The sequence below is a fragment of the Variovorax sp. GW822-FHT04A09 genome, from assembly GCF_058801005.1.
Genome location: NZ_JBXAMV010000003.1, coordinates 479,987 through 501,707 on the forward strand (window position 1 = coordinate 479,987; position 21,721 = coordinate 501,707).

The window sequence follows — 21,721 nt, forward strand, 5'->3', positions numbered from 1 at the left end:
CAGTGGCCGGCACGCAGCCGCCGGCCACCCCCTCAAAGGTAGTTGAAAAGCGAAATGCTGTTCAACTTGGCAAACGTCATCTGCGTCGCCTGCAGCGACGACTGCCGCTGATAGAACTCGGAAATCGCCGTGTACGGATCGAGGTCCTCGATCGACGACAGGTAGCTTTCTTCCTGCAGCTTGTTCATCGCGCCGGCGCTGTCGAGCGCCTGCAGCTCGACCTGGCGCGAGCCCACCGACGACAGCACGGTGAGCACGTTGTCGTGCGCGTTCGTGACCTTCACGTTGGCGGTGCTCAAGGCGTTGCGCAACTGCGCCTGGGCCGCCGCGCCGCCGCCGTTCAGCGGTGCGCGCAACGCCGTCACCAGTTCGCCCAGGGCCGCGAAGATGTCGGTGCCGGCGTTCTGCGCGGTCGACACGTCGAAGCTGTCGCCGTTGGCCGGCGTGCCGCTGATGGCGATCTGCACGCCGCCGAACGAGATCGGGGTGCCGGCGGTGAACGGGCCGCTCGCGGCCACCACGGGCGGCGTGTCCTTGGTCATCACCGTGTAGTCGGTGCCGGTGAAGCGGATCGTGAAGTCCTTGCCGTAGTTCGGTGCGGTGGCGTCGGTGATGCTCACGGCGCCGAACACGCCCGAGCCGGTGTTGGCAGGTGAGCCCGAGGTCACGTAGCCCGCACCGCCCTGCACCGACTGGAAGATGCTGCGGCCGTCGTCCGAGGTCGACATCTGGCGCGCCACGTCGATCTGCATCAGCCGCTCGCCCTGGTCGCCCACGTACTGCACGCCGCCGCCGGCAGCCATCACGAAGGGCGGACTGCCGCTCTTGAAGCCGGCGAACAGGTACTGGCCGCTGCCGTTGTCGCTGTTGGCCACGCCCACGAGCTGCTCCAGGCTGCTCTGGATGGCCGTGGCAAGCGAGCCGCGATCGGCGTCCGACAGGCCGCCGCCGCCGGCCTGCACGACCAGCGTCTTCACGTGCTGCAGGATCGACGTCACCGAGTCGAGCGCGTTCTCTTCGGTCGACAGCGCCAGCGCCGCGCGTTGGCGGCTGGTGGCGAACTGGGCGCCCTCCGCCAGCGTCTGGCTCACGCCGAGCGCGCGCGCCGCGCCCACCGGGTCGTCGCCGGCCGTCAGGAACTTGGAGTTGGTCGCCAGCTGCTGCTGGACCTTGAACAGCTTCTGCTGCTGCAGGCCCATCGACTGCAGGCTCTGTTCGTAGAAGGATTGGGTGCTGATGCGCATCGCGGGTCCTGGAATCTGTGCGGGGGGTGAACGATCAGCTGCGGATGCCGAGGATGGCGTCGAACATCGCCGAGGCGGTCTGGATCACCTTGGCGTTGGCCTGGTACATCTGCTGGAACATCAGCAGGTTGCCGGTTTCTTCGTCCTGCACCACGCCGGAAATCGCGCGCTGGCTGGCCTTGATCTGGCCGGTCACGCTGTCCTGCGTGACAGCGGCCACCTTGATCGACATGGCGCGGTTGCCGACGTCGCTCACCAGCTGCGAGTAGGCACCGTTGAAGGTCGCGGTGCCGTTCGACATCGTGGTCTTGCGCTGCAGCGCGCCCAGCAGCAGCGCGTTGCCGCCGTCGGAGACGCCGCCGGTGTTCTTGCCGATGGTGAAGGTGTCGCCCTGCGCGGGCGCGCCCGTCATGGCCACGGTGATGCCGTCGAAGCTCATCTTCGCGCCGGCCGTGTACGGCACGGGCGTGCCGGCCGGGTAGCTGGTGGCGGTGCCGTCGGCGCGCGTGACGGTCACGGCCGAGCCGGCCGGAAAGCCCGACAGCGTGCCGGTGCCCGCGTTGAAGCTCAGCGTGACGTTGCCGGCCAGCGGCGAGCCCGGGTAGGCGGCATCGACGGTGGCCGCGCCCAGTGCGCCGCTGCCCTTGTTGCCCGCGGTGTTGCCGGTGATCACGGGCGAGGCGGCGGCCACCTTGGCCGGGTCGCGCACCAGCACCTCGAGGTCGCGCGCGCCGGTGCGCGTGGGCTGCACCAGGAACGAATCGCCGGCCTGCGCCGTGCCGCTCGCGGCCGTGAGGCTCACGCCGTCGAAGCTGATCGGGAAGGTGGTGAAGCTGCCCATCGGCGTCTTGTCCGACAGACGCGTGACCGTGTAGGTGAGCGTGCCCGCCACGTCGGTGACGCTCACGTTGTAGTCGCTGGTGGTGAGCTTGGACGCATCGGTCAGCGTGGCGCCGAGCTCGAGGTTGCCGCTGTTGCCGGCATTGGCGATCGTGCCCGGCACGGCCTGCGAGAAGAAGTTCTGGCCCAGTGCGCCGTTCAGGTCCACGCCCAGCTTGTGCTGCGCATTCACCGCGTCGGCCACCGACATGGCCAGCCGGCCGATGGCGTTCTGCGTGGGGATCAGCGTGTCCTTGCGAAAGGCCATGAGGCCGCCGAGCACGCCGCCGGTGAAGGCGCTGTCGTCGAGCTCGACGGTGTTGCCGGCAAAGCCCGACAGCGCCACCACCTGGCGCGTGGGGTCGGCCGACGACGTCACCGCCGCCATCTTGGAGGCGTGGTCGCCCACCACCAGCGACTGGCCGGTGGCGATGAACACGTTGTACTTGCCGTCGTCCTGCTGCAGCACGCGCACGTCGACCACCTGGCTCAGCTCGCTCACGAGCTGGTCGCGCTGGTCGAGCAGGTCGTTGGGCGCCTGGCCGCCGGCCACCGCGCTCATCTGGCTGATCTGCTGGTTCAGGCTGGCGATCTTGGCCGCGTAGGTGTTGATCTGGCTCACGCTGCCCACGATCTGCTCGTTGACCGAGGTGTTCAGGTCCGACAGGTACTGGTCGGTCGCGCGGAACTTGCTGGCCAGCGACTGCGCCGCGCTGATCATCTGCTGGCGCGCGGCCGGGTCGGCCGGCGTGTTGGCCACGCCCTGCACGCTGGTGAAGAAGCTCTGCATCAGCGGCGCGATGCCCGAGGTCTTGTCGGCCAGCAGCTGGTCGATGCGGTTGACCTGAACGCCGTTGGTGGCCAGCGCGGCCGACTGCGACTGCGCGGTGGCCAGCTGCGCCGTGAGGTAGCGGTCGTAGCTGCGCGACACGGTCGTCACGTTGGCGCCCGAGCCGATGAAGCCCGAGCCGCTGGCAATGCCGCCGGCGGAGGCGATCTGCGCGATCTGGCGGCTGTAGCCGGCCGTGTACACGTTGGCGGTGTTGTGGGCCGTGGTCATCAGCGCGGTGCGGGCGACCGCGAGGCCGCTCAGACCTGTGTAGAACATGCTTCCGGACATAAGGCTTTACCTGTCAAAGGGGTGTGGGGGAGCGGCATCGCGCGCGATGCCTCTCGCTGGTTATCGGCAGCGCGCGCCCGAAGTTGAGGGCGCGCGGTGTCATGCCGTCTTTCTCAGAACTCCGACCAGTCGCCCTTGGCGTCGCCGGCCATGGCCAGTTGCGGTGTGCCGGTCGGTTCGCGGCGCGTGGGCAGCGCCTTGGCACGCGGCTTGGGCGTCGGCTTCGGCGGCTTGGGAATCGGCGTGATGCGCGTGAAGCTGGCGCGGGTCGTCGCGACCGCGTTCGCGTCGAGCTTGAAGACGCTCACGGCCTGCACGAGGGCGCCGGCCTGTTCCTGCAGCGACTGCGCGGCGGCTGAAGCCTCTTCGACCAGCGCTGCGTTCTGCTGCGTGACCTGGTCCATCTGCGTGATCGCCTGGTTGATCTGCTCGATGCCGGAGGTCTGTTCCTGGCTCGCGGCCGTGATCTCGCCCATGATGTCCGTCACGCGCTTGACGCTGCCCACGATCTCTTCCATCGTGCGGCCGGCTTCGGCGACCTGCTTGCTGCCTTCTTCGACCTTTTCTACCGAGTCACCGATCAGGGTCTTGATTTCCTTGGCGGCGGCTGCGGAGCGTTGGGCGAGGCTGCGGACTTCAGAAGCCACGACTGCGAATCCGCGACCTTGCTCACCTGCACGAGCCGCTTCAACCGCCGCATTCAACGCCAGGATGTTGGTCTGGAACGCGATGCCATCGATCACGCCGATGATGTCGACGATCTTCTTGGACGATGCATTGATCGAACCCATCGTGTCCACGACCTGCGACACGACCGCGCCGCCCTTGACGGCAACTTCCGAAGCGGAGACCGCCAGCTGGTTTGCCTGCCGCGCGTTGTCCGCGTTCTGCTTCACCGTCGAAGTCAGCTCTTCCATCGAAGCGGCCGTCTGCTCCAGCGAACTGGCCTGCTCTTCCGTGCGCGACGACAGGTCCTGGTTGCCCGAAGCGATCTGCCCCGAGGCCGTGGCGATGGTCTCCGTGCCCGTGCGCACTTCACCCACCACCTTGGCGAGATTCGCGTTCATGTCCTTCAGCGCCTGCATCAGCTGCCCCGTCTCGTCGCGGCTGTCCACGCGGATGTTCGCGCTCAGGTCGCCCGCGGCCACCGTCTCGGCCACGCCCACGGCCTTGGCCAGCGGACGCACGATGCTGCGCGAGATGAAGAAGGCGAACAGGCCGCCCAGCAGCACCGTGAGCGCCGTCAGCAGCAGGCGCAGGTTGAAGCTCTTCGCATTCGCCGCGTCGATGGCGTGGCTCATGTCGTCGATGGCGCGGCGTTCGATGGCCAGCAGCTCGAGCACGCGGTTCTCATAGGCCTTGGCGGCCGGCTGGAACGACAGCTGGTAGGCGCGCACGGTCTCGACCGTGTTGCCGCTGGCCTTGGCGCGGGTCACCTCGTCCTTGGCGGCCTGGTACTTGGCGCGCAGCTCGACGATGGACTTGTAGGTCGCCTTCTCTTCGTCGGTGACCAGCAGCGCCTCGACCTTGGCCATGGTCTCGCTGCCCTTCTTCACGCTCTCGGAGATCACGTCGGCGAACAGCATCGGCAGTGCCTCGTCGGTGGTGCGCGCGATCATCGAGGTGCGCGCGATGGCCGAGTAGGTCAGCACGTACCAGTCGGAAATGAGCCGCTCCTTGGCCAGCGGGCTCTGCATCATGATGCGCGTGGCTTCGGCGTTCTTGTGCGCCGACATCAGCCCCACCGCGCTGGAAATGAGCGTCAGCCCCAGCACGATGGCGAAGGCAAGGGTCAGGCGGGTGCCGATGCGAAGGTTCGAAAAGAATGTCATGGGGTGGTCCTCAAACGGTGGCGGCGGCTTCGATGAGGCCCATTTCTTCGCTGGACATCAGCCGGTCGATGTCCACCAGGATCAGCATGCGTTCGTCCAGCGTGCCCAGGCCGATCAGGTAGTCGGTGTCGAGCACCGAGCCCATCTCGGGCGCCGGCTTGATCTGCTCGGCCGTGAGCGTGATCACGTCGGACACGCTGTCCACCACCATGCCCACCACGCGGCCCGAGATGTTCAGCACGATCACCACCGTGAACTGGTCGTAGGTGGGCGCGCCCAGCTCGAACTTGATGCGCATGTCGATGATCGGCACGATGATGCCGCGCAGATTGACCACACCCTTGATGTAGTCCGGCGCGTTCGCGATGCGCGTCACGGCGTCGTAGCCGCGCAGCTCCTGCACCTTCTGGATGTCGATGCCGTATTCCTCGTCGCCGAGCTTGAAGGTCACGACCTCCAGGCGGTTGGCCACGGTGGACGCGGACGGCGCCGCGCCATTCGATCGCGGTGATGTGTCTCTGGTGTTGTTCAACATGTGTTCTTCTCCTCGTTCAATACGCATCCCGGGCGCCGGCACCCTCGCCCGCCCCGGTCCTGAATACCCCTGCGGCCCGGACCAGGCCCTCGGCCTGTTCCTGCAGCGACTGCGCCGTGGCCGAGGCTTCCTCGACCAGTGCGGCGTTCTGCTGCGTCACCTGGTCCATCTGCGCGATGGCCTGGTTGATCTGCTCGATGCCCGAGGTCTGCTCCTGGCTCGCCGTCGTGATCTCGCCCATGATGTCGGTCACGCGCTTCACGCTGCCGACGATCTCCTGCATGGTGCGGCCGGCCTCGGCCACCTGCTTGCTGCCTGCCTCGACCTTCTCCACCGAGTCGCCGATGAGGGTCTTGATTTCTTTCGCGGCAGCCGCCGAGCGCTGCGCCAGGCTGCGCACCTCCGACGCGACCACGGCAAAGCCTTTGCCCTGCTCGCCCGCGCGGGCCGCTTCCACGGCCGCGTTCAGCGCGAGGATGTTGGTCTGGAACGCGATGCCGTCGATCACGCCGATGATGTCGACGATCTTTTTCGACGAGGCGTTGATCGAGCCCATCGTGTCCACGACCTGCGACACCACGGCGCCGCCCTTCACCGCCACTTCGGAGGCGGAGACGGCCAGCTGGTTCGCCTGCAGGGCGTTGTCCGCGTTCTGCTTCACGGTCGAGGTCAGCTCTTCCATCGACGCCGCCGTCTGCTCCAGCGAGCTGGCCTGCTGCTCGGTGCGTGACGACAAGTCTTCGTTGCCCGAAGCGATCTGGCTCGACGCCGACATCACGCCCGCGACGTTCGCGCCCACGTCGGCGACGATCGCGAAGAGGTTGGCGCTCATCTGGTTCAGCGCGCGCAGCAGCCCCGCGATCTCGTCGCCGGGCCGCACCGTGAAGCGCACGAGGTCGCCACCGGCGATGGTGCGCGCGACCTCGATGGCTTCGTCGAGCGGACGGAACACCGTGCGCCCGAGGAACGCACCGAGGCCCAGCCACGCCAGCGCGGCGCCGAGGCTGCCCGCAGCCACGGCGTTGGGCAACCAGCTGTGCGCGCCCGACGCAGCGGCCAGGCGGGACGCTTCCATCCAGCCCAGCGCGCCCAGGCCCGCGGACAGCGCAGCCGCTACGACGGTCACGCCGAACACGCGGCGCCGCACCGGGATGCGTCGCAGCCGCGCCAGCGGACGCGTCCAGCCGCTGCGCACCACCTCGCCCTGCAGCAGCTCGAGGCCCTTGGCCTCGCCCTCGCGCATGCGGCGGTAGAGCGCATCGGCGGCGGCCACGTCCTCGCGCGCAGGGCGGCTGCGCACGGACATGTAGCCCTCCACGCGGCCCTGGTGGCGGATCGGCGTGACGTTGGCGAGCACCCAGTAGAAGTCGCCGCTCTTGCGCCGGTTCTTGATCAGGCCGGTCCAGGGCAGGCCCTGGTCGAGCGTGCGCCACAGGTCGGCGAAGGCCTCGGGCGGCACGTCGGGGTGGCGCACGATGTTGTGCGCCTTGCCCAGGAGTTCGCCGGCCGTGAAGCCGCTGGCCGCGACGAAGGCCGGGTTGACGTAGGTGATGCGGCCCTTGAGGTCGGTGCGGGACACCAGGGCCTCTTCCTTCGAGAGTTCGTATTCGATGTCGGTGACGGGCAGATTGACACGCATGGCCGGTGCGTCGCCTTCAGGCCAGGGCCAGCGCGTTGCCGTGGCTGCTGCTGCCGCCGAGGCGGAACACGCCGACGACCTGCGACAGGCTACCCGCCTGCTCCTGCAGCGACTGCGCGGCGGCCGACGCTTCTTCGACCAGCGCCGCGTTCTGCTGCGTGACCTGGTCCATCTGCGTGATCGCCTGGTTGATCTGCTCGATGCCGGAGGTCTGCTCCTGGCTCGCGGCGGTGATCTCGCCCATGATGTCCGTCACGCGCTTCACGCTGCCCACGATCTCTTCCATCGTGCGGCCGGCTTCTGCGACTTGCTTGCTGCCTTCCTCGACCTTCTCCACCGAGTCGCCGATCAGGGTCTTGATTTCCTTGGCGGCGGCTGCGGAGCGTTGGGCGAGGCTGCGAACTTCGGAAGCCACGACGGCAAAGCCACGACCTTGCTCACCGGCGCGTGCGGCTTCAACCGCCGCGTTCAGCGCCAGGATGTTGGTCTGGAATGCGATGCCGTCGATCACGCCAATGATGTCGACGATCTTCTTGGACGAGGCGTTGATCGAGCCCATCGTGTCCACGACCTGCGACACGACCGCCCCACCCTTCACTGCCACTTCCGAAGCGGAGACGGCCAGCTGGTTCGCCTGCCGCGCGTTGTCCGCGTTCTGCTTCACCGTCGAAGTCAGCTCTTCCATCGACGCCGCCGTCTGCTCCAGCGAACTCGCCTGCTCTTCCGTGCGCGAGGACAGGTCCTGGTTGCCCGAAGCGATCTGCCCCGAGGCCGTGGCGATCGTCTCCGTGCCCGTGCGCACTTCACCCACCACCTTGGCGAGATTGGCGTTCATGTCCTTCAGCGCCTGCATCAGCTGGCCCGCTTCGTCGCGGCTGTCCACGCGGATGTTCGCGCTCAGGTCGCCGGCGGCCACCGTCTCGGCCACTTCGAGCGCATGGCCCAGCGGGCGCACGATGCCCAGCGTGAGGCGCCAGGCGAACAGCGCGCCCAGCGCCAGCGCGATGGCCGACAGCACGAGCAGCGTAGTGCGGCCCTCGGTGTGGTCGGCCGCGATGCCCTTGGCGGCGGCGTCGATCTTCTCGCGCTGGTGGTTGGCCAGGTTTTCGACGGCGCCGGCGTAGACGGCGAGCGCCGCGCTGAACTTGGTGTCGACCAGCACATTGGCTTCGTCGATCTTCTTCTCGTCCTTGAGCTTGTTGAGCGTGCCCACGGTCTCGAGCACGACGACGCGCGCCGCGACCACCGCGGCATAGAGCGCCTTTTCTTCCGGCGTGGCGAGCATGGCTTCCAGCTGCTTCTGCGCCGGCGTGATGCGCGCCGAACCCGCCGCCTGGAGCTTGGCGAAATAGGCCGCCACCTCGGGGTCGGTGGTCTTGACCATCGCGTAGTTGGCCACCGTGTTCGACTTGAGCAGGCTGAGCCATTCGGCCGCCAGCCGCTCCTTGACCAGCGCGCCCTGCACCATCTCGTCGGTCGCCTGCCCCACGTTCGTCAGGCGCAGCACGCCCGTGCCCGCAATGAACGCCATCAGCAGCAGCAGCACCGCGAAGCCGAGCCCCAGGCGGGTGCCGATTTTCAGATCCTTCAAACTCATTGCGCTTCTCTTCTTTCAATAACGGGGGACGGTGGCCGCATCGCGCGGCGGGCCACCGGCATGACATGACGGCATGGCGGGGCAGCGGCCTGCGCCACCCCGTCTCCCTGTTATCGGCAGCGCGCCGCCAGACTTGAGTCTTTTTTCTAAAGATTGGTGCGAATCGGGATGCGGGCGCATGCGTTCTCTGTCAGGCGTCGGTGGCGTTGACGCGCTGGAACACCCGGTCCAGCCGCTCGGCCACCTTGGCGTCGTGGTGACTTGCACGGGCCCGCGCATGCGCCGCGAAGCCCGCGAGCCCCAGGCCCGTCAGGCAGGCGGCACCCGCGAGTGCCCACACGGCATGGAGCGCCCAGGCGCAACCGGTGCCGACATGGAAGCCGAGGAAGAGCGCCACGGCCAGCAGCAGGAGCAATGCGGCGAAGCCCATGCCGACGCGGCGCAGGGCTTTCGGATGGAAATGCGTGGACACGGGGCGCTCAAGCCGCAACGGCTTCGTCGGCGTCGAGCTTGAAGGTGCTCACGGCCTCGACCAGGGCACCGGCCTGCTCCTGCAGCGACTGCGCGGCGGCCGACGCTTCCTCGACCAGCGCCGCGTTCTGCTGCGTCACCTGGTCCATCTGCGTGATCGCCTGGTTGATCTGTTCGATGCCCGAGGTCTGCTCCTGGCTCGCGGCCGTGATCTCGCCCATGATGTCCGTCACGCGCTTGACGCTGCCCACGATCTCTTCCATCGTGCGGCCGGCTTCGGCGACCTGCTTGCTGCCCTCTTCGACCTTCTCCACCGAGTCGCCGATGAGGGTCTTGATTTCCTTCGCGGCGGCTGCGGAGCGTTGAGCCAAGCTGCGAACTTCGGAAGCGACCACCGCAAAGCCTCGGCCTTGTTCACCGGCGCGGGCAGCTTCAACCGCTGCATTCAGCGCCAGGATGTTGGTCTGGAATGCGATGCCATCGATCACGCCGATGATGTCGACGATCTTCCTGGACGAGGCGTTGATCGAGCCCATCGTGTCCACGACCTGCGACACCACAGCGCCACCTTTGACAGCAACTTCCGAAGCCGACACTGCCAATTGATTGGCTTGCCGCGCGTTGTCCGCGTTCTGCTTCACCGTCGAGGTCAGCTCTTCCATCGACGCCGCCGTCTGCTCCAGCGAACTGGCCTGCTCTTCAGTGCGCGAAGAAAGATCCTGATTGCCCGCCGCAATCTGCCGCGACGCCACCGCGATCGAATCGGTCGAGGCCTTGATGCGCGTCACGAGGTCGGTGAGCGTGTCTTCCATCTCGCCCATGCCGCGCAGCAGGCGGCCGAAGTCGCCGCCGCGCTCGGTCTCGAACTCCTGGCTCAGGTCGCCCGAGGCCACGGTCTCGGCGATCAGCAGCGCCTCGGCCACCGGATCGGCGATGCTGCGCGTGAGCAGCCATGCGAGCACCGCGCCCAGCGCCAGCGCGGCCACGGCCAGCGCGACGATGTAGATGAGGCCCGCACGGTACTGCGCGTCGATGGCGGCGGCGGTGCTGTCGATGTGCTTCTGTTGGTGCGCCACCATGGCGCGGATGCCCGCGTCGTAGCCGTCGAGCATCGGCAGCAGCTGCGTGTCGGTGCGCGTCGCGGCCTCGTCCTTGCGGCCTTCGGTTTTCAGCTGGAGGATCTGCTGGCGCAGCGCGATGTACTCGCCGCGCCGCTTCTGGATGTCGGCGCTCAGCGCCAGCTCTTCCGGCGACACGAGCAGCGCCTCGAGCGCCTTCTGCGTCTCGGAGATGGTGGCGCTGGTGGCGGCGATCTGCTTTTGCAGGTAGGCCTGCACCTGCGCGTCGTCGCTCTTGAGCAGCGAGAAGGTGCGCACGCTGTTGGTGGCCGTGCCCAGCTGCCAGGCCGTGGCCAGGCGCTCCTTCGACAGGGTGCGCGACGCCATGTCCTGCGTGGCCTCGCCCACGCCCTGCAGCCGCAGCACGCCGATGCCCGCCACGGCCACCAGCAGCGCCAGCACCAGCGCAAAGCCGGCGCCCAGCCGCATTCCGATCGTCCAGTTCTTTATCGTCATTCGCTTGTCTCCTCTCGGGGCCTCTCGTGTCGTTGTTCTCGGGTCCGGGCAGTCAGGCTGTGCGAAGGGCTCAGCCGAACTTCTGCATGATGCGAACCAGCTTCTCGCCGTACTTCGGGTCGGTGGCGTAGCCCGCGCGCTGCAGGCCGTGCGCCGCCTCGGCCGGGTCGGCGGTGGCCAGCACGTTCGCGTAGCGCGGGTTGCGCGTGATGAAGCGCGCGTAGTCGGTGAAGGCCTCCTCGTACGAGGCGTAGGCGCGGAACTTCGCGCGCACCTTCTGCGGCTCGCCGTCGATGTATTCGGTGGTGGTGGTCTCGACCGTCGCGCCCTTCCAGCCCTTGTCGGCCTTGATGCCGAAGAGGTTGAAGCTGGGCGTGCCGTCGTCGGCGCGGATCTCGCGCTTGCCCCAGCCCGATTCGAGCGCGGCCTGCGCCAGGATCAGCGGTGCGGGCACGCCGCTGGCGACGCTGGCCGCCTGCGCCGAAGCGCCCATGCGGTCCACGAACGCATCGACCTGGCCTTGCAGCGAGGCGCTCGCGGCCGGCGCGGGGCCGCTCCTGACTTGATAGACACCGAGGTCGGCCGCGGTCGACACGCGCGCCCCAGGCGCCGAGCCGATGGGGATGCCCGCGCGCGGTCCGTACGGCAGGCCGGCGGGCGGCTCCAGCGACATCGGCCGGGTGCCGATGCCATCGTCGGCTTCGGTCGCCGCCGAAGGCAATTGCCGCCGCAGCTGCGCCAGCATCGCCTCGGCCAGCCCCACGCCGCGCCCCGAGAGGTTCTGCGTGAGCTGCTGGTCGAACATCGACAGGTAGACCTTCTGGTCCTGGCTGTCGAGCAGGCCGCTCGAGGGCGTGGCCTCGCGCATGCTCTTGAGCACCATGTTCATGAACAGCGCCTCGAACTGGCGCGAGACCTGCTGCAGGCCCTCTTCGGGCGAGGTGCGCACGGTGCGCCGCAGCGCATCGACGCCCTGCACGTCGAGCGCAAAACGCTGGTCGAGCGCGCCGCTGCGGCTGGCGGCGTCGGTGCCGGTCCACGCGCTGTTGGGGGAGATGGTCATGCCGTCGGCCTCAGATGATCTCGAGCTCGGCGCTCAGGGCGCCGGCCGACTTCATGGCCTGCAGGATCGACACCAGGTCCTGCGGGTTGGCGCCCAGGCTGTTCAGCCCCTTCACCACATCGGCCAGCGAGGCGCCGCCGCGCACCATCTGGATCGCGCCGCCGCCCTGGTTGACGGAAATCTGCGAGGTCTGCGCCACCACCGTGCTGCCGCCCGAGAACGCGCCCGGCTGGCTGATCACCGGCTCGGTGTTGATCACCACCGACAGGTTGCCGTGCGCGATGGCGCAGTCTTTCACGCGCACCGCCTGGTTCATCACGACCGAGCCCGTGCGCGCATTGACCACCACCCGCGCGCCCGCCTGTGTGGGCGTGACCTCGAGCTCTTGCAGCTGCGCGAGAAAGCCCACGCGCCGCTGCGGCTCGGGCGCCTGCACGCGGATCACGCGCGCGTCCATGGCTTCGGCGGTACCGGCGCCGAACTGGCGGTTGATGGCGTCCGTGGCGCGCTGCGCGGTGCCGAAGTCGGAGCGGTTCAGCTCGATGGTGAAGGAGCCTTCCGCGCCCACCGGCGCCTCGACCGTGCGCTCCACCAGTGCCCCGGCGGGAATGCGCCCCGAGCTCAGCTGGTTGACCTGCACCTTGCTGCCGTTGGCCGACGCACCCGCGCCGCCCACCACCATGTTGCCCTGCGCCACCGCGTAGGTCGCGCCGTCCACACCCTTGAGCGGCGTCATCAGCAGCGTGCCGCCGCGCAGGCTCTTGGCATTGCCCATGGACGACACGGTGACGTCGATGTTCTGCCCCGGCCGCGCGAACGACGGCAGCGTGGCCGTCACCATGACGGCCGCCACGTTCTTCAGCTGCATGTTCACGCCCTGCGGGATCGTGATGCCCAGCTGCTGCAGCATGTTGTTCAGGCTCTGCGTGGTGAACGGCGTCTGCATCGTCTGGTCGCCCGTGCCGTCCAGGCCGACCATGAGGCCGTAGCCGATGAGCGGGTTGTCGCGCACGCCCTGGATGCTGGCGAGCTCCTTGAGCCGTTCCGCATGCGCAGGCGCGATGAACAGGAGCGCGCACAACGCCGCGATGCGCCAGCGATTCGAAGGGGGTGAAGCCTGGAGGTGTGTCATCAGAACGGCATCACGTTCAGGAAAATTCTTTGCATCCAGCCCATGTGCTGGGCCTCGTCGATGTAGCCCTTGGCCGAGTACTCGATGCGCGCATCGGCCACCAGCGTCGAGGGCACGGTGTTGTTGCCCGACACGGTGCGCGGGTTCACCACGCCCGAGAAGCGGATGTACTCGGTGCCCTGGTTGATGCCCATCTGCTTCTCGCCGCTCACCAGCAGGTTGCCGTTGGCCATGACGTCGGTCACGGTGACGGTGATCACGCCGTTGAAGGTGTTGTTGGCGTTGGCGCCGCCCTTGGCGTTGAGCGTGTTGGTGCCCGACAGCTTGGTCTCCTGCCCGTCGAGCAGGCCGCCTATGAGCTTGGGAATGGCCGCGAACACACTGGTCGTGTTGCCCGTGCGGCTGGCATTGGCGCCCGAGTTCTTGGTCGCGTTGACCTTCTCGCTGATGAGGATGGTGAGGATGTCGCCGACGTTGCGCGGGCGGCGGTCTTCGAACAGCGCGTTGGCGCCGGGGCCGTCCTGGAAGATCGCACCGGGAGCGCGGCGCGCCTGCACCGCCGCGTACTGGTCGGAACGCGCCGTCATCGGCTGGTGCACCAGCGGCTCGCGCGGCACCTGCGCGCAGCCGGCGGCCAGCGCGGTAGCGAGCAGCAGTGCCGCCGCACGGCGAAGAAGACGCACCCCCGCCCGCATCACAACTGGGCCAGGCGCTGCAGCATCTGGTCCGAGGTCTGGACCGCCTTGCTGTTGATCTCGTACGAGCGCTGGGTGGCGATCATGTTGACCAGCTCTTCCACCACGTTGACGTTGGAGGCCTCCACATAGCCCTGGCTCAGCGTGCCCGCGCCGTCCACGCCGGGGTTCACCTGGTTGGGTGCGCCCGAGGCGTCGGTCTCGGCGTACAGGTTCTCGCCCTGGCTCTGCAGGCCGGTGGGGTTGACGAAGGTCGCAAGCTGCAGCTGGCCGACCTGCACGGTGTTGGTGCCGCCCGCCTGCACCACCGACACGATGCCGTCGCGGCCCACGGTGATGCTGGTGGCGTTGGCCGGGATGGTGATGGCCGGCTGCACCGGGAAGCCGCTGGCGGTGACCAGCTGGCCGTCGCGGTCGGTCTGGAACGAGCCGTCGCGCGTGTACGAGGTGGTGCCATCGGGCATCAGCACCTGGAAGAAGCCGCTGCCGCTGATGGCCACGTCGGTCGGCTTGTCGGTCTTGGTGAGGTTGCCCTGCGAGTGGATGCGCTCGGTGGCGACCACGTGCACGCCGGTGCCGACCTGCAGGCCCGAAGGCAGGCGCGTCTGGTCGGAGCTCTGGCCGCCGACCTGGCGCAGGTTCTGGTAGACCAGGTCTTCGAACACGGCGCGGCTGCGCTTGAAGCCGGTGGTGCCGACGTTGGCCAGGTTGTTGGAGACCACGTCGAGCTGGGTCTGCTGCGCGTCCAGGCCGGTCTTGGCGATGTAGAGGGAGCGGATCATTGAAAGGAGTTCCTGGAAGAGGGTCAGCCGTAGGCCAGCAGCTTGTTGGCGGTCTGCGCGTTGATGTCGGCGGTCTGCAGCGACTTCATCTGCATCTCGAAGCTGCGCGCGTTGGCGATCATGGCCACCATGGCATCGACCGGCTGCACGTTGCTGCCCTCGATGGCGCCGGAGATGAGCGTGACGGCCTCGTCGGCCTCGGCCGGCGGCAGGTCGGCGCGCATGCGAAACAGGCCGTCGTCGCCGCGCACGAGGTCGGTCACGGGCGGGTTGACGAGCTTGAGACGGCCCACCTCGGCGATGCCGGTGAGCGTGGTCGAGGCCGCGTCGCGCGAACCCACGAGGCCGTTCGACGCAATGCTCACGGCCGAACCCGGCGGCACGGTGAGTGCGCCGTTGTCGCCCACCACGGGGCGTCCGCCCATCGTCGTGAGCTGGCCGTCGGCGCCGATCTGCAGGTTGCCGACGCGCGTGTAGGCCTCGCTGCCGTCGGCCGCCTGCACCACCAGCCAGCCTTCACCGCCCACCGCCACGTCGAGCGCGCGGCCGGTCTGCGTGAGCGGGCCGTGCGTGAAGTCGGCGCCGGGCGTGGTCGCGGCCACGAAGGCGCGCGTGGGCGCTTCTTCTCCGACCACGGGCACGGCGCGGAAGGTCGCGATCTGCGCGCGGAAACCCGGCGTCGAGACGTTCGCCATGTTGTTGGCGACCACGGCCTGCTGCTCCATGGCCTGCTTGGCGCCGCTCATGGCGACATACAGCATTCGATCCACGAAGTGCTCCCGATCAGCGGATGTTCATGAGCGTCTGCATGACCTGGTCCTGCGTCTTCACGGTCTGCGCATTGGCCTGGTAGTTGCGCTGCGCGACGATGAGGTTCACCAGCTCGGAGGTCAGGTCGACGTTGGACGACTCCAGCGCGCCCGAGGCCAGCGAGCCGGCCTTGGTGCCTTCGCCCGGCGTGCCGGTGAGCGCATTGCCCGAGGCCTGCGTCTCGGCCCACACGTTGTTGCCCTTGGGCTCCAGGCCGTTCGGGTTGGCGAAGGACGACAGCACGACCTGGCCCAGCAGGCGCGTCTGCTCGTTGGAGAACTTGCCGGTGATGGTGCCGTCGGGGTTGATCGAGAACGCGGTGAGCTCGCCCGACTTGTAGCCGTCCTGGCCCAGCTTGCTCATGCCGTTGGCGCTGCCGAACTGCGTGGTGCCCGTGAGGTCGACCGACGCGGTGAGCGGCGAGGCGCCGTTGGTGAAGGTGAGCGGCCCGATGTTGAACGCGCCCGAGGCCGGTGCGGTCATGACGCCCTTGGCGTCGAAGGTCACGTTGGACAGCGCGGCGCCGCCGTTCAGCGGTGCGCCGTCGGAGGTGCCGTACACGCTCCAGGTGTTGGCCGCGGTCTTCACGAAGTACACGGCCACGTCGTGCGGGTTGCCCAGCGAGTCGTAGATGGGGCCGATGGCGTTCGGGTAGTTGTAGGTGGCGGCGTCGGTCGGGTTGAACGGCGTCTTGGTGGGCACCGTGCTGCGCGCGTCGAGGTTGAACTGCGCGTCGATGTTGGCCGTGGGCTTGGGCGGCATCATGCCGCCCTGCACCTGGATCGGGCCCGGCGTGCCGCCGCTGATGCCGCCGCTGGCGTTGGCGCCGTAGCCGGTGAGCTGCAGGCCCTGCGCGTTGACGATGTAGCCGTCCTTGTCGCGCGTGAACTGGCCGTTGCGCGAGTAGAAGACCTCGCCGCTGGGGCTGGCCAGGCGAAAGAAGCCGTCGCCGTTGAGGATGGCCACGTCCAGCGGGCGCGTGCTCGACTGCGTCACGCCCTGCGTGAAGTTCTGCGTCACGCCCGACACCGAGGCGCCCAGGCCCACGCGCGAGCCGGCGTACACGTCCTGGAAGGTGGCGGCGGCCGACTTGTAGCCCACCGTGCCCGAGTTGGCGATGTTGTTGCCGATGACGTCGAGGTTGGCCGCGGCCACGCCGAGTCCGCTGATGCCTTGGGAGAAACTCATGAGGGGGTCCTTGTTCGGTGCGAGGAAGAAGAGTGCGAAGGGCGCGGCCCGTGCGGGCCACGCCGAAGACGAAGACGAAAGCTCAGAGGAACAGGCGCACGTCGCCCAGCCCGATGCTGGCGCCCGAGGCCAACTCCAGCGTGACGCCGCCGGCGCCCTGCTTCACGGCGGCCACCTGCGAGAAGGTGAGCGCGGTGGCCTTCACCGTCGTGCCGTTGTTGCTGGCATCGACCGTGAAGCGGTAGGCGCCCGGCGGCACGGCCACGCCCAGGTCGTCCTTGCCGTCCCAGGTGACGGCGTTGACGCCTTCCTTCATGGCGCCCGCGTCGAGCGTGCGGATCACCTTGCCGGTGCTGTCGACGATCTTGATCTCGACGTCGGCGGCGGTACCCGGCAGCTGCACGGCGAAGGCCTGCGTGGCGGGGTCCTTGCCGTCTTCGGGCTTCTTGGTGGTGAGCACATCGCCGGGCGACAGCACGTTGTAGCCGATGAGCGAGGTGGCCTGTAGCAGCTGGTTGGCGCCGGTCTGGTTGACCAGGCCGGAGAGCGTGGCGTTGAGCTTCTCGATGCCACTCACGGTGCTCATCTGCGCGAGCTGCGAGGTCAGCTCGGCGTTCTGCATCGGGTTGAGCGGGTCCTGGTTGTTCAGCTGCGTGACGAGCAGCTTGAGAAAGCGCTGCTCGCTGTCGGCACTGGAAACGTTGTTGTTGCTGTTCGCCGCCGTGGGCGCGTTCAGCCCGCTGATGGACGAGGTGTCGGAGAGGGCCATGGGGTCGGTGTTCTTCCTGCGGGAGGCGCGTGGGCGTGCGTGGGTTACTGGCCGATGGTCAGCGTCTTGACCATCAGCGTCTTGGCGGTGTTGAGCACCTCGACGTTGGCCTGGTAGCTGCGCGAGGCCGAGATCATGTTGGTCATCTCCTCGACCACGTTGACGTTGGGCATCGCCACGTAGCCCTCGGCGTTGGCGTGCGGGCTCTTCGGGTCGAACACCAGCTTGGCGGGCGACGGGTCTTCGATGACACCGGCCACCTTGACGCCGCCGATGTCGCGCCGGCCCGAAGCCGCCACCTCGAACACCACCTGCTTGGCGCGGTAGGGCTGGCCGTCGGGGCCGGCCACGCTCTCGGCGTTGGCGAGGTTGCTCGCGGTCACGTTCATGCGCTGCGATTGCGCGGTCATGGCGGAGCCCGCCACGTCGAAGATGTTCATGGCTGTACCGCCGACAGGAGCGACTTGATCTTGGCGTTGATGAGGGTCAGGTTCGACTCGTAGCGCAGCGCGTTGTCGGCGAAGGCCACGCGCTCGACGTCCATCTCGACCGTGTTGCCGTCGAGGCTGGACTGGTGCGGCACGCGGTACAGCAGGTCGTCGGCGGCCGTGGCCTGCGCCTGGCCCGCGAGGTGGCGCGACGAGGTGGTGGCCATCGACACCGACGAGGCGGCGCGGCCGCGCTCGACGGCCTCGCTCAGGCGCGCGCCGAAGTCGAAGTCGCGCGCCTTGTAGTTCGGCGTGTCGGCATGGGCGATGTTGGCCGCGAGCACCTCCTGGCGCTGGGCCCGGAGATGGAGCGCTTCGCGGTGGAAGCGAAACGCCGCATCCAGCTTGTCGATCATCTTTGTTCCATCTGTTGAGGCGTCGCCAGTGCACGGGGCGCAGCGACCGATGGAAAGCAAGTCTATGCATGCGGCGCGTTGGCAATCGTCCGAACAAAGGGGGGTTTCGCCTGCTGCTCGCACCTTCGCCGACAGGGCGAATTCATAAGAATCCAGGGGCGCCGGTTGCGGCTTTCCTGCACCGGCGTCCTCATTTTTCTGGCCCTCTTCTTTCGCTTTCGATGACCCTCTCGCCGCTTCGCCAACGCCTGCTGCGCACTGCCTGCGCAGTAGGGCTGTCGTGCGCGATGTCGACCGGTGCGATCGCAGGCGACACGGTCGCGAAGGCGGTCGAGACCTACCTCCAGGCGCAAAGCGCCGGCCTGCCGGGCAAGGTGACGGTCAGCCTCGAAGGGCGCGGCACCGAGGCCCTGCCCGCGTGCGAAGCCCCCGAGGTGTTCCTGCCGCCGGGCGTCACGCCGTGGGGCCGCATCTCGGTGGGCGTGCGTTGCCATGCCGAGCGGCCGTGGACGCGCTTCGTGCAGGCACGTGTCGCGGTGGAAGGCCGCTACCTGGTGGCGGCGCGCGCCATCGACGCGGGCCGGGCGCTGGGCGCCGGCGACGTGGTCGAGCGCACCGGCGACCTCACGCGGCTGCCGCGCTCGGTGGTCACCAGCGCGGCCGAACTGGTCGGGGTGGTGAGCGCCAACCGCGTCGCGCCCGGCGCGCCGATCCGCAAGGAGCTGCTGCGCGGCGTCGCCGTGATCCAGCAGGGCCAGGCCGTGAAGGTGGTGGCGCAGGGGCCGGGCTTTGTCGTCAGCACCGAAGCCAAGGCTCTGAGCGGCGCCGCGGTGGGCGCCGTGGTGCAGGCGAAGACGCTGGACGGCCGGGTGATCCGCGGCGTGGCCGACGAGGAAGGACAGGTCCGGCTGGTGCAGTAGCGGCCGCCGCGTTTGCGCAGGCTTCACTTCATGCACGCCCTTCCTAAAGTTCTTGCACCGGCTGCCGATATACGGGTCAGCCCCTGAGGAATCACCTTGAAAATCGATCCCACCGCCCCTTCGGCCACGCCCCTGCACCGCACGCCCACACCGGGCGCGCCGGCTCCGTCGACGCCCGCCGAGGCCGTGCAGCGCCCGAAGGAAGCGGCGCCCGTTTCCGCGCTCGTCCATGCGATGCCCGCCGCCGTGGGGGGCAGCGATTTCGACGCCGCGCGCGTGGCCGCGATCCGCGAGGACATCCGCGCCGGCCGCTACGAGATCCGCCCCGAGCGCATCGCCGACGGCCTGCTGGCCAGCGTGCGCGAACTGCTCGCACCGAAGGGCGAGGCATGAGCACCTTGCTGGCGCACCTGCGCGCGGAAGCGGGCTGCATCGGGGAATTTCTCGTGGCGCTGGACCAGGAGGCGCAGGCCATGTCCGCCAGCGACTTCGACGCGCTGAACGCCATCGCCGGCCGCAAGACCGCGCTGCTGGACCGCATGGCCGAACTCGACCGCCAGCGTGAATCGCTGCAGGCGGCGCTGGGCTTCGGGCCCGGCCGCGCGGGTGCGGACGCCGCCGCTGGTGCGGGCGGTGCGCCGACGCGCCAGGCCTGGAGCGAACTGCTCACACTTGCAGAGGATGCGCGCAACCGCAACCTGCACAACGGCACGCTGGTGTACGCGCACCTGGACTTCACGCAGCAGGCGCTGCACTTCCTGCAGGCCCGTGCCCAACCTTTCTACGGCCCCGACGGCGTGCGCAAGACGCAGGCCGGCGCGGGCACCCGGCTGGCCGCCGGCTGAACAGCAGCCGTGAACGCGTTCGCACGTTTCGCCCCCCGACGCACCGCGATCCTGCGGGTGCTGATGCTGTGGCTCGCGTGCGCCGGCGCCCATGCCTTCGAACTGGCGCCTGCCGTGCGCCCGGACGACGCCATCAACCTGGGCCAGCTGCACCCGGTGCGCGCGGCCGTCGGCGAGACGGCGCGCATCGCCTACTCGGGCGCGGCCATGGCCATTGCCATGTCGGCCGCCTACGTGCCGACGTACCGCCCCGGCGAGCAGTCGATCGGCCTGGCCTTCGGCAGCTACCGGGGCTATTCGGCCGCGGCGCTGGGCTTCAAGCGCAGCTCGGGCGACGGCGACATGGCCTGGGGCATGGGCGTGTCCAGCACGGGCCGGGACTGGGGCTTCAACGCGGGCATCGGCTGGAAGCTGCCGCGCAGCACGGCCGCCGTCCGCCCCTGAGCCCACGCCATCGCCCCGGGACGCCCTTCACCACCTTCGCATGGATGCCACCGACATGAAGACCTCTCCTGCCACGCCAACGCCCCGCCACGAGAAGGTCGCACGCCGGGGAGCCCGCGCGTGATGGCCGCGCAGCAGGGCGCGCGCCGCATCGCGATGGTGGGCTGCGACGAGGCGCAGCAGGCCGGCTGGGGCAACCGCCTGCGCCTGATGGGCTGCGATCCCGTGTGCTTCGACGACAGCACGGACTTCCTGCTGGCCATCACCCAGGGCCTGCAGTTCGGCCTGCTGCTGGTGGTGCTGAAGGACGAAGGTGCCTGGCCGATCCTCACGGCGATGTGCCGCGCGCTGCGCATTCCCATCTTCCTGGTGGCGCGCGCCTCGCAGCGCGACCTGCTGGTCGACGTGCTGTCGGCCGCCGGCGGCGAGACGCAGGGCGCGAGCATCGACTTCGCGGTGCTGCCCGTCGACGAGTTCGAGGTGGAGTTGCGCGTGCGCGAATCGCTGCGGCGCAACCGCACGCTGCTGCAGCCGCACGCCACGGCCGCGTGCTTCGGCGACTACCAGTTCCTCGGCGAGCGCCGCGTGGTGGTGTGCCACGGCACCGAGGTGCGCCTGAAGCCGCGCGAGTTCGAACTGGCGCTGCTGCTGTTTCGCAACGCCGGCCGGCTGCTGGAGCGCGACTGGCTGCTGGCCTCGCTGTGGGTGGATGCGCGCATCGAACGCACGAGCCGCACGCTCGACTGCTGCGTGGCCAGCATCCGCCGCAAGCTGTCGCTGCACAAGGGCGGCGAGTTCGTGCTGGTCTCGGTGTATGGACGGGGCTACGAGCTGCGGCACATGGCGCCGGCCGTGTCCGAAGTCGATGAAGCGCCGCTGATCGACACCGCGGACTTCCCGGACACCTCGAACGAGCCGGTGTGGCTCGGCGAAAGCGCGCGGGCCTGAGCATGCGCCCGCGCGACCAAAAAACCGTGACGACCTCCGGCCTCGAGGAACCACCCCGAAGGGCGGGTGCCGAAGCGTCCTCTACCAACGCCAGAAGACCGTCGCCGCCAGTATCCACGCCTTACCTGAAGACAGGCTGAAGCCCCGCACAAAACCCTTCTGCTTCCGCACTCAGCCGCCAGTCAGTGAACGCACGTTCAATGGCGGGCACATCGTGAGGGGGAGATTCATTGCAGGACACCATGAGACTACTCGCAGAGGCATCGCTGATTCTTGCCCTGGCCATCGTCCTCGGCGGGTTGGTGCTGGGCCTTCTGGCCGGGCCGCAGGACCCGGACGATTAGGGCCTCTGTTCCAGCGGACCCTCGCGGGGACGCTCGACAGAGCGTT

22 protein-coding genes are annotated in these 21,721 nt (G+C 68.6%); 5 read left to right on the forward strand and 17 right to left on the reverse strand.

Going from position 1 to position 21,721, the window contains the following annotated elements:
• Positions 1 to 32 precede the first annotated feature (32 nt).
• The 17 genes from flgL to flgB form a co-directional block, all read right to left on the reverse strand.
• The gene (gene flgL / locus AC1RLW_RS18710) at positions 33 to 1,244 is read right to left on the reverse strand and encodes a flagellar hook-associated protein FlgL (protein WP_493194443.1); all 1,212 of its coding nucleotides are present in this window, start codon (positions 1,242 to 1,244) and stop codon (positions 33 to 35) included.
• A 34-nt stretch (positions 1,245 to 1,278) separates the two neighbouring features.
• Positions 1,279 to 3,243, reverse strand: coding sequence for a flagellar hook-associated protein FlgK (gene flgK / locus AC1RLW_RS18715; protein WP_307637172.1), 1,965 nt, complete (start codon positions 3,241 to 3,243; stop codon positions 1,279 to 1,281).
• A 113-nt stretch (positions 3,244 to 3,356) separates the two neighbouring features.
• Entirely contained in the window at positions 3,357 to 5,075 is a 1,719-nt protein-coding gene (locus AC1RLW_RS18720; protein WP_095946608.1) for a methyl-accepting chemotaxis protein, read from the reverse strand.
• Positions 5,076 to 5,085: 10 nt separating this feature from the next.
• Positions 5,086 to 5,610, reverse strand: coding sequence for a chemotaxis protein CheW (locus AC1RLW_RS18725; RefSeq protein ID WP_070061536.1), 525 nt, complete (start codon positions 5,608 to 5,610; stop codon positions 5,086 to 5,088).
• A gap of 16 nt (positions 5,611 to 5,626) precedes the next feature.
• A complete protein-coding gene (locus AC1RLW_RS18730) occupies positions 5,627 to 7,249 on the reverse strand; it encodes a methyl-accepting chemotaxis protein (protein ID WP_493194446.1) in 1,623 nt (540 codons plus the stop codon).
• A 16-nt stretch (positions 7,250 to 7,265) separates the two neighbouring features.
• The gene (locus AC1RLW_RS18735; protein WP_070061534.1) at positions 7,266 to 8,846 is read right to left on the reverse strand and encodes a methyl-accepting chemotaxis protein; all 1,581 of its coding nucleotides are present in this window, start codon (positions 8,844 to 8,846) and stop codon (positions 7,266 to 7,268) included.
• A gap of 190 nt (positions 8,847 to 9,036) precedes the next feature.
• Positions 9,037 to 9,318: a hypothetical protein gene (locus AC1RLW_RS18740; RefSeq protein WP_493194449.1), complete on the reverse strand. Its 282-nt coding sequence runs from the start codon at positions 9,316 to 9,318 to the stop codon at positions 9,037 to 9,039.
• A 7-nt stretch (positions 9,319 to 9,325) separates the two neighbouring features.
• The gene (locus AC1RLW_RS18745) at positions 9,326 to 10,891 is read right to left on the reverse strand and encodes a methyl-accepting chemotaxis protein (protein ID WP_493194450.1); all 1,566 of its coding nucleotides are present in this window, start codon (positions 10,889 to 10,891) and stop codon (positions 9,326 to 9,328) included.
• A gap of 70 nt (positions 10,892 to 10,961) precedes the next feature.
• On the reverse strand, positions 10,962 to 11,954 hold the full coding sequence (flgJ, locus tag AC1RLW_RS18750) for a flagellar assembly peptidoglycan hydrolase FlgJ (RefSeq protein ID WP_493194451.1): 993 nt from the start codon (positions 11,952 to 11,954) through the stop codon (positions 10,962 to 10,964).
• Positions 11,955 to 11,964: 10 nt separating this feature from the next.
• A complete protein-coding gene (locus AC1RLW_RS18755; RefSeq protein WP_493194453.1) occupies positions 11,965 to 13,086 on the reverse strand; it encodes a flagellar basal body P-ring protein FlgI in 1,122 nt (373 codons plus the stop codon).
• Positions 13,086 to 13,781, reverse strand: coding sequence for a flagellar basal body L-ring protein FlgH (locus AC1RLW_RS18760; RefSeq protein ID WP_493194455.1), 696 nt, complete (start codon positions 13,779 to 13,781; stop codon positions 13,086 to 13,088). Before AC1RLW_RS18760 ends, AC1RLW_RS18755 begins: the two co-directional genes overlap by 1 nt.
• Positions 13,781 to 14,563: a flagellar basal-body rod protein FlgG gene (flgG, locus tag AC1RLW_RS18765; protein WP_062469245.1), complete on the reverse strand. Its 783-nt coding sequence runs from the start codon at positions 14,561 to 14,563 to the stop codon at positions 13,781 to 13,783. The genes AC1RLW_RS18760 and flgG overlap by 1 nt, the downstream gene beginning before the upstream one ends.
• A gap of 23 nt (positions 14,564 to 14,586) precedes the next feature.
• Positions 14,587 to 15,333, reverse strand: coding sequence for a flagellar basal body rod protein FlgF (locus AC1RLW_RS18770; RefSeq protein ID WP_070061529.1), 747 nt, complete (start codon positions 15,331 to 15,333; stop codon positions 14,587 to 14,589).
• Between the two features lie 13 nt (positions 15,334 to 15,346).
• Entirely contained in the window at positions 15,347 to 16,561 is a 1,215-nt protein-coding gene (gene flgE / locus AC1RLW_RS18775; protein WP_070061528.1) for a flagellar hook protein FlgE, read from the reverse strand.
• A gap of 82 nt (positions 16,562 to 16,643) precedes the next feature.
• Positions 16,644 to 17,330 (reverse strand): flagellar hook assembly protein FlgD, encoded by a 687-nt coding sequence (locus AC1RLW_RS18780; protein ID WP_070061527.1) that lies wholly within the window; start codon positions 17,328 to 17,330, stop codon positions 16,644 to 16,646.
• A gap of 44 nt (positions 17,331 to 17,374) precedes the next feature.
• Complete coding sequence (flgC, locus tag AC1RLW_RS18785) at positions 17,375 to 17,770, reverse strand: flagellar basal body rod protein FlgC (protein WP_062469232.1); 396 nt, start codon at positions 17,768 to 17,770, stop codon at positions 17,375 to 17,377.
• Positions 17,767 to 18,174 carry a flagellar basal body rod protein FlgB gene (gene flgB, locus AC1RLW_RS18790; RefSeq protein WP_095946598.1) on the reverse strand — a complete coding sequence of 136 codons (408 nt, stop codon included), beginning with the start codon at positions 18,172 to 18,174 and terminating at the stop codon, positions 17,767 to 17,769. Before flgB ends, flgC begins: the two co-directional genes overlap by 4 nt.
• Before the next feature lie 221 nt (positions 18,175 to 18,395).
• Between flgB and flgA the strand changes: the two genes are divergently transcribed.
• The 5 genes from flgA to AC1RLW_RS18815 all read left to right on the forward strand — a co-directional run bounded on the left by flgA (position 18,396) and on the right by AC1RLW_RS18815 (position 21,331).
• Complete coding sequence (flgA, locus tag AC1RLW_RS18795) at positions 18,396 to 19,094, forward strand: flagellar basal body P-ring formation chaperone FlgA (protein WP_493194458.1); 699 nt, start codon at positions 18,396 to 18,398, stop codon at positions 19,092 to 19,094.
• A gap of 96 nt (positions 19,095 to 19,190) precedes the next feature.
• Positions 19,191 to 19,487: a flagellar biosynthesis anti-sigma factor FlgM gene (flgM, locus tag AC1RLW_RS18800; protein ID WP_492734225.1), complete on the forward strand. Its 297-nt coding sequence runs from the start codon at positions 19,191 to 19,193 to the stop codon at positions 19,485 to 19,487.
• The gene (locus AC1RLW_RS18805) at positions 19,484 to 19,939 is read left to right on the forward strand and encodes a flagella synthesis protein FlgN (protein WP_493194460.1); all 456 of its coding nucleotides are present in this window, start codon (positions 19,484 to 19,486) and stop codon (positions 19,937 to 19,939) included. Before flgM ends, AC1RLW_RS18805 begins: the two co-directional genes overlap by 4 nt.
• A gap of 9 nt (positions 19,940 to 19,948) precedes the next feature.
• Positions 19,949 to 20,383, forward strand: a complete 435-nt coding sequence (locus AC1RLW_RS18810; protein ID WP_493194461.1) for a YadA-like family protein — start codon at positions 19,949 to 19,951, stop codon at positions 20,381 to 20,383.
• Between the two features lie 123 nt (positions 20,384 to 20,506).
• Positions 20,507 to 21,331, forward strand: a complete 825-nt coding sequence (locus tag AC1RLW_RS18815; protein WP_493194462.1) for a response regulator transcription factor — start codon at positions 20,507 to 20,509, stop codon at positions 21,329 to 21,331.
• Positions 21,332 to 21,721: the final 390 nt, after the last annotated feature.

What these genes read in the sequence shown, in the direction of transcription:
- flgL (WP_493194443.1), bottom strand. Translation starts at nt 1,244, where the DNA reads ATGCGCATCAGCACCCAATCCTTCTACGAACAGAGCCTGCAGTCGATG.
- flgK (WP_307637172.1), bottom strand. Translation starts at nt 3,243, where the DNA reads ATGTCCGGAAGCATGTTCTACACAGGTCTGAGCGGCCTCGCGGTCGCC.
- AC1RLW_RS18720 (WP_095946608.1), bottom strand. Translation starts at nt 5,075, where the DNA reads ATGACATTCTTTTCGAACCTTCGCATCGGCACCCGCCTGACCCTTGCC.
- AC1RLW_RS18725 (WP_070061536.1), bottom strand. Translation starts at nt 5,610, where the DNA reads ATGTTGAACAACACCAGAGACACATCACCGCGATCGAATGGCGCGGCG.
- AC1RLW_RS18730 (WP_493194446.1), bottom strand. Translation starts at nt 7,249, where the DNA reads ATGCGTGTCAATCTGCCCGTCACCGACATCGAATACGAACTCTCGAAG.
- AC1RLW_RS18735 (WP_070061534.1), bottom strand. Translation starts at nt 8,846, where the DNA reads ATGAGTTTGAAGGATCTGAAAATCGGCACCCGCCTGGGGCTCGGCTTC.
- AC1RLW_RS18745 (WP_493194450.1), bottom strand. Translation starts at nt 10,891, where the DNA reads ATGACGATAAAGAACTGGACGATCGGAATGCGGCTGGGCGCCGGCTTT.
- flgJ (WP_493194451.1), bottom strand. Translation starts at nt 11,954, where the DNA reads ATGACCATCTCCCCCAACAGCGCGTGGACCGGCACCGACGCCGCCAGC.
- AC1RLW_RS18755 (WP_493194453.1), bottom strand. Translation starts at nt 13,086, where the DNA reads ATGACACACCTCCAGGCTTCACCCCCTTCGAATCGCTGGCGCATCGCG.
- AC1RLW_RS18760 (WP_493194455.1), bottom strand. Translation starts at nt 13,781, where the DNA reads ATGCGGGCGGGGGTGCGTCTTCTTCGCCGTGCGGCGGCACTGCTGCTC.
- flgG (WP_062469245.1), bottom strand. Translation starts at nt 14,563, where the DNA reads ATGATCCGCTCCCTCTACATCGCCAAGACCGGCCTGGACGCGCAGCAG.
- flgE (WP_070061528.1), bottom strand. Translation starts at nt 16,561, where the DNA reads ATGAGTTTCTCCCAAGGCATCAGCGGACTCGGCGTGGCCGCGGCCAAC.
- AC1RLW_RS18780 (WP_070061527.1), bottom strand. Translation starts at nt 17,330, where the DNA reads ATGGCCCTCTCCGACACCTCGTCCATCAGCGGGCTGAACGCGCCCACG.
- flgC (WP_062469232.1), bottom strand. Translation starts at nt 17,770, where the DNA reads ATGAACATCTTCGACGTGGCGGGCTCCGCCATGACCGCGCAATCGCAG.
- flgB (WP_095946598.1), bottom strand. Translation starts at nt 18,174, where the DNA reads ATGATCGACAAGCTGGATGCGGCGTTTCGCTTCCACCGCGAAGCGCTC.
- flgA (WP_493194458.1), top strand. Translation starts at nt 18,396, where the DNA reads ATGACCCTCTCGCCGCTTCGCCAACGCCTGCTGCGCACTGCCTGCGCA.
- AC1RLW_RS18805 (WP_493194460.1), top strand. Translation starts at nt 19,484, where the DNA reads ATGAGCACCTTGCTGGCGCACCTGCGCGCGGAAGCGGGCTGCATCGGG.
- AC1RLW_RS18815 (WP_493194462.1), top strand. Translation starts at nt 20,507, where the DNA reads ATGGCCGCGCAGCAGGGCGCGCGCCGCATCGCGATGGTGGGCTGCGAC.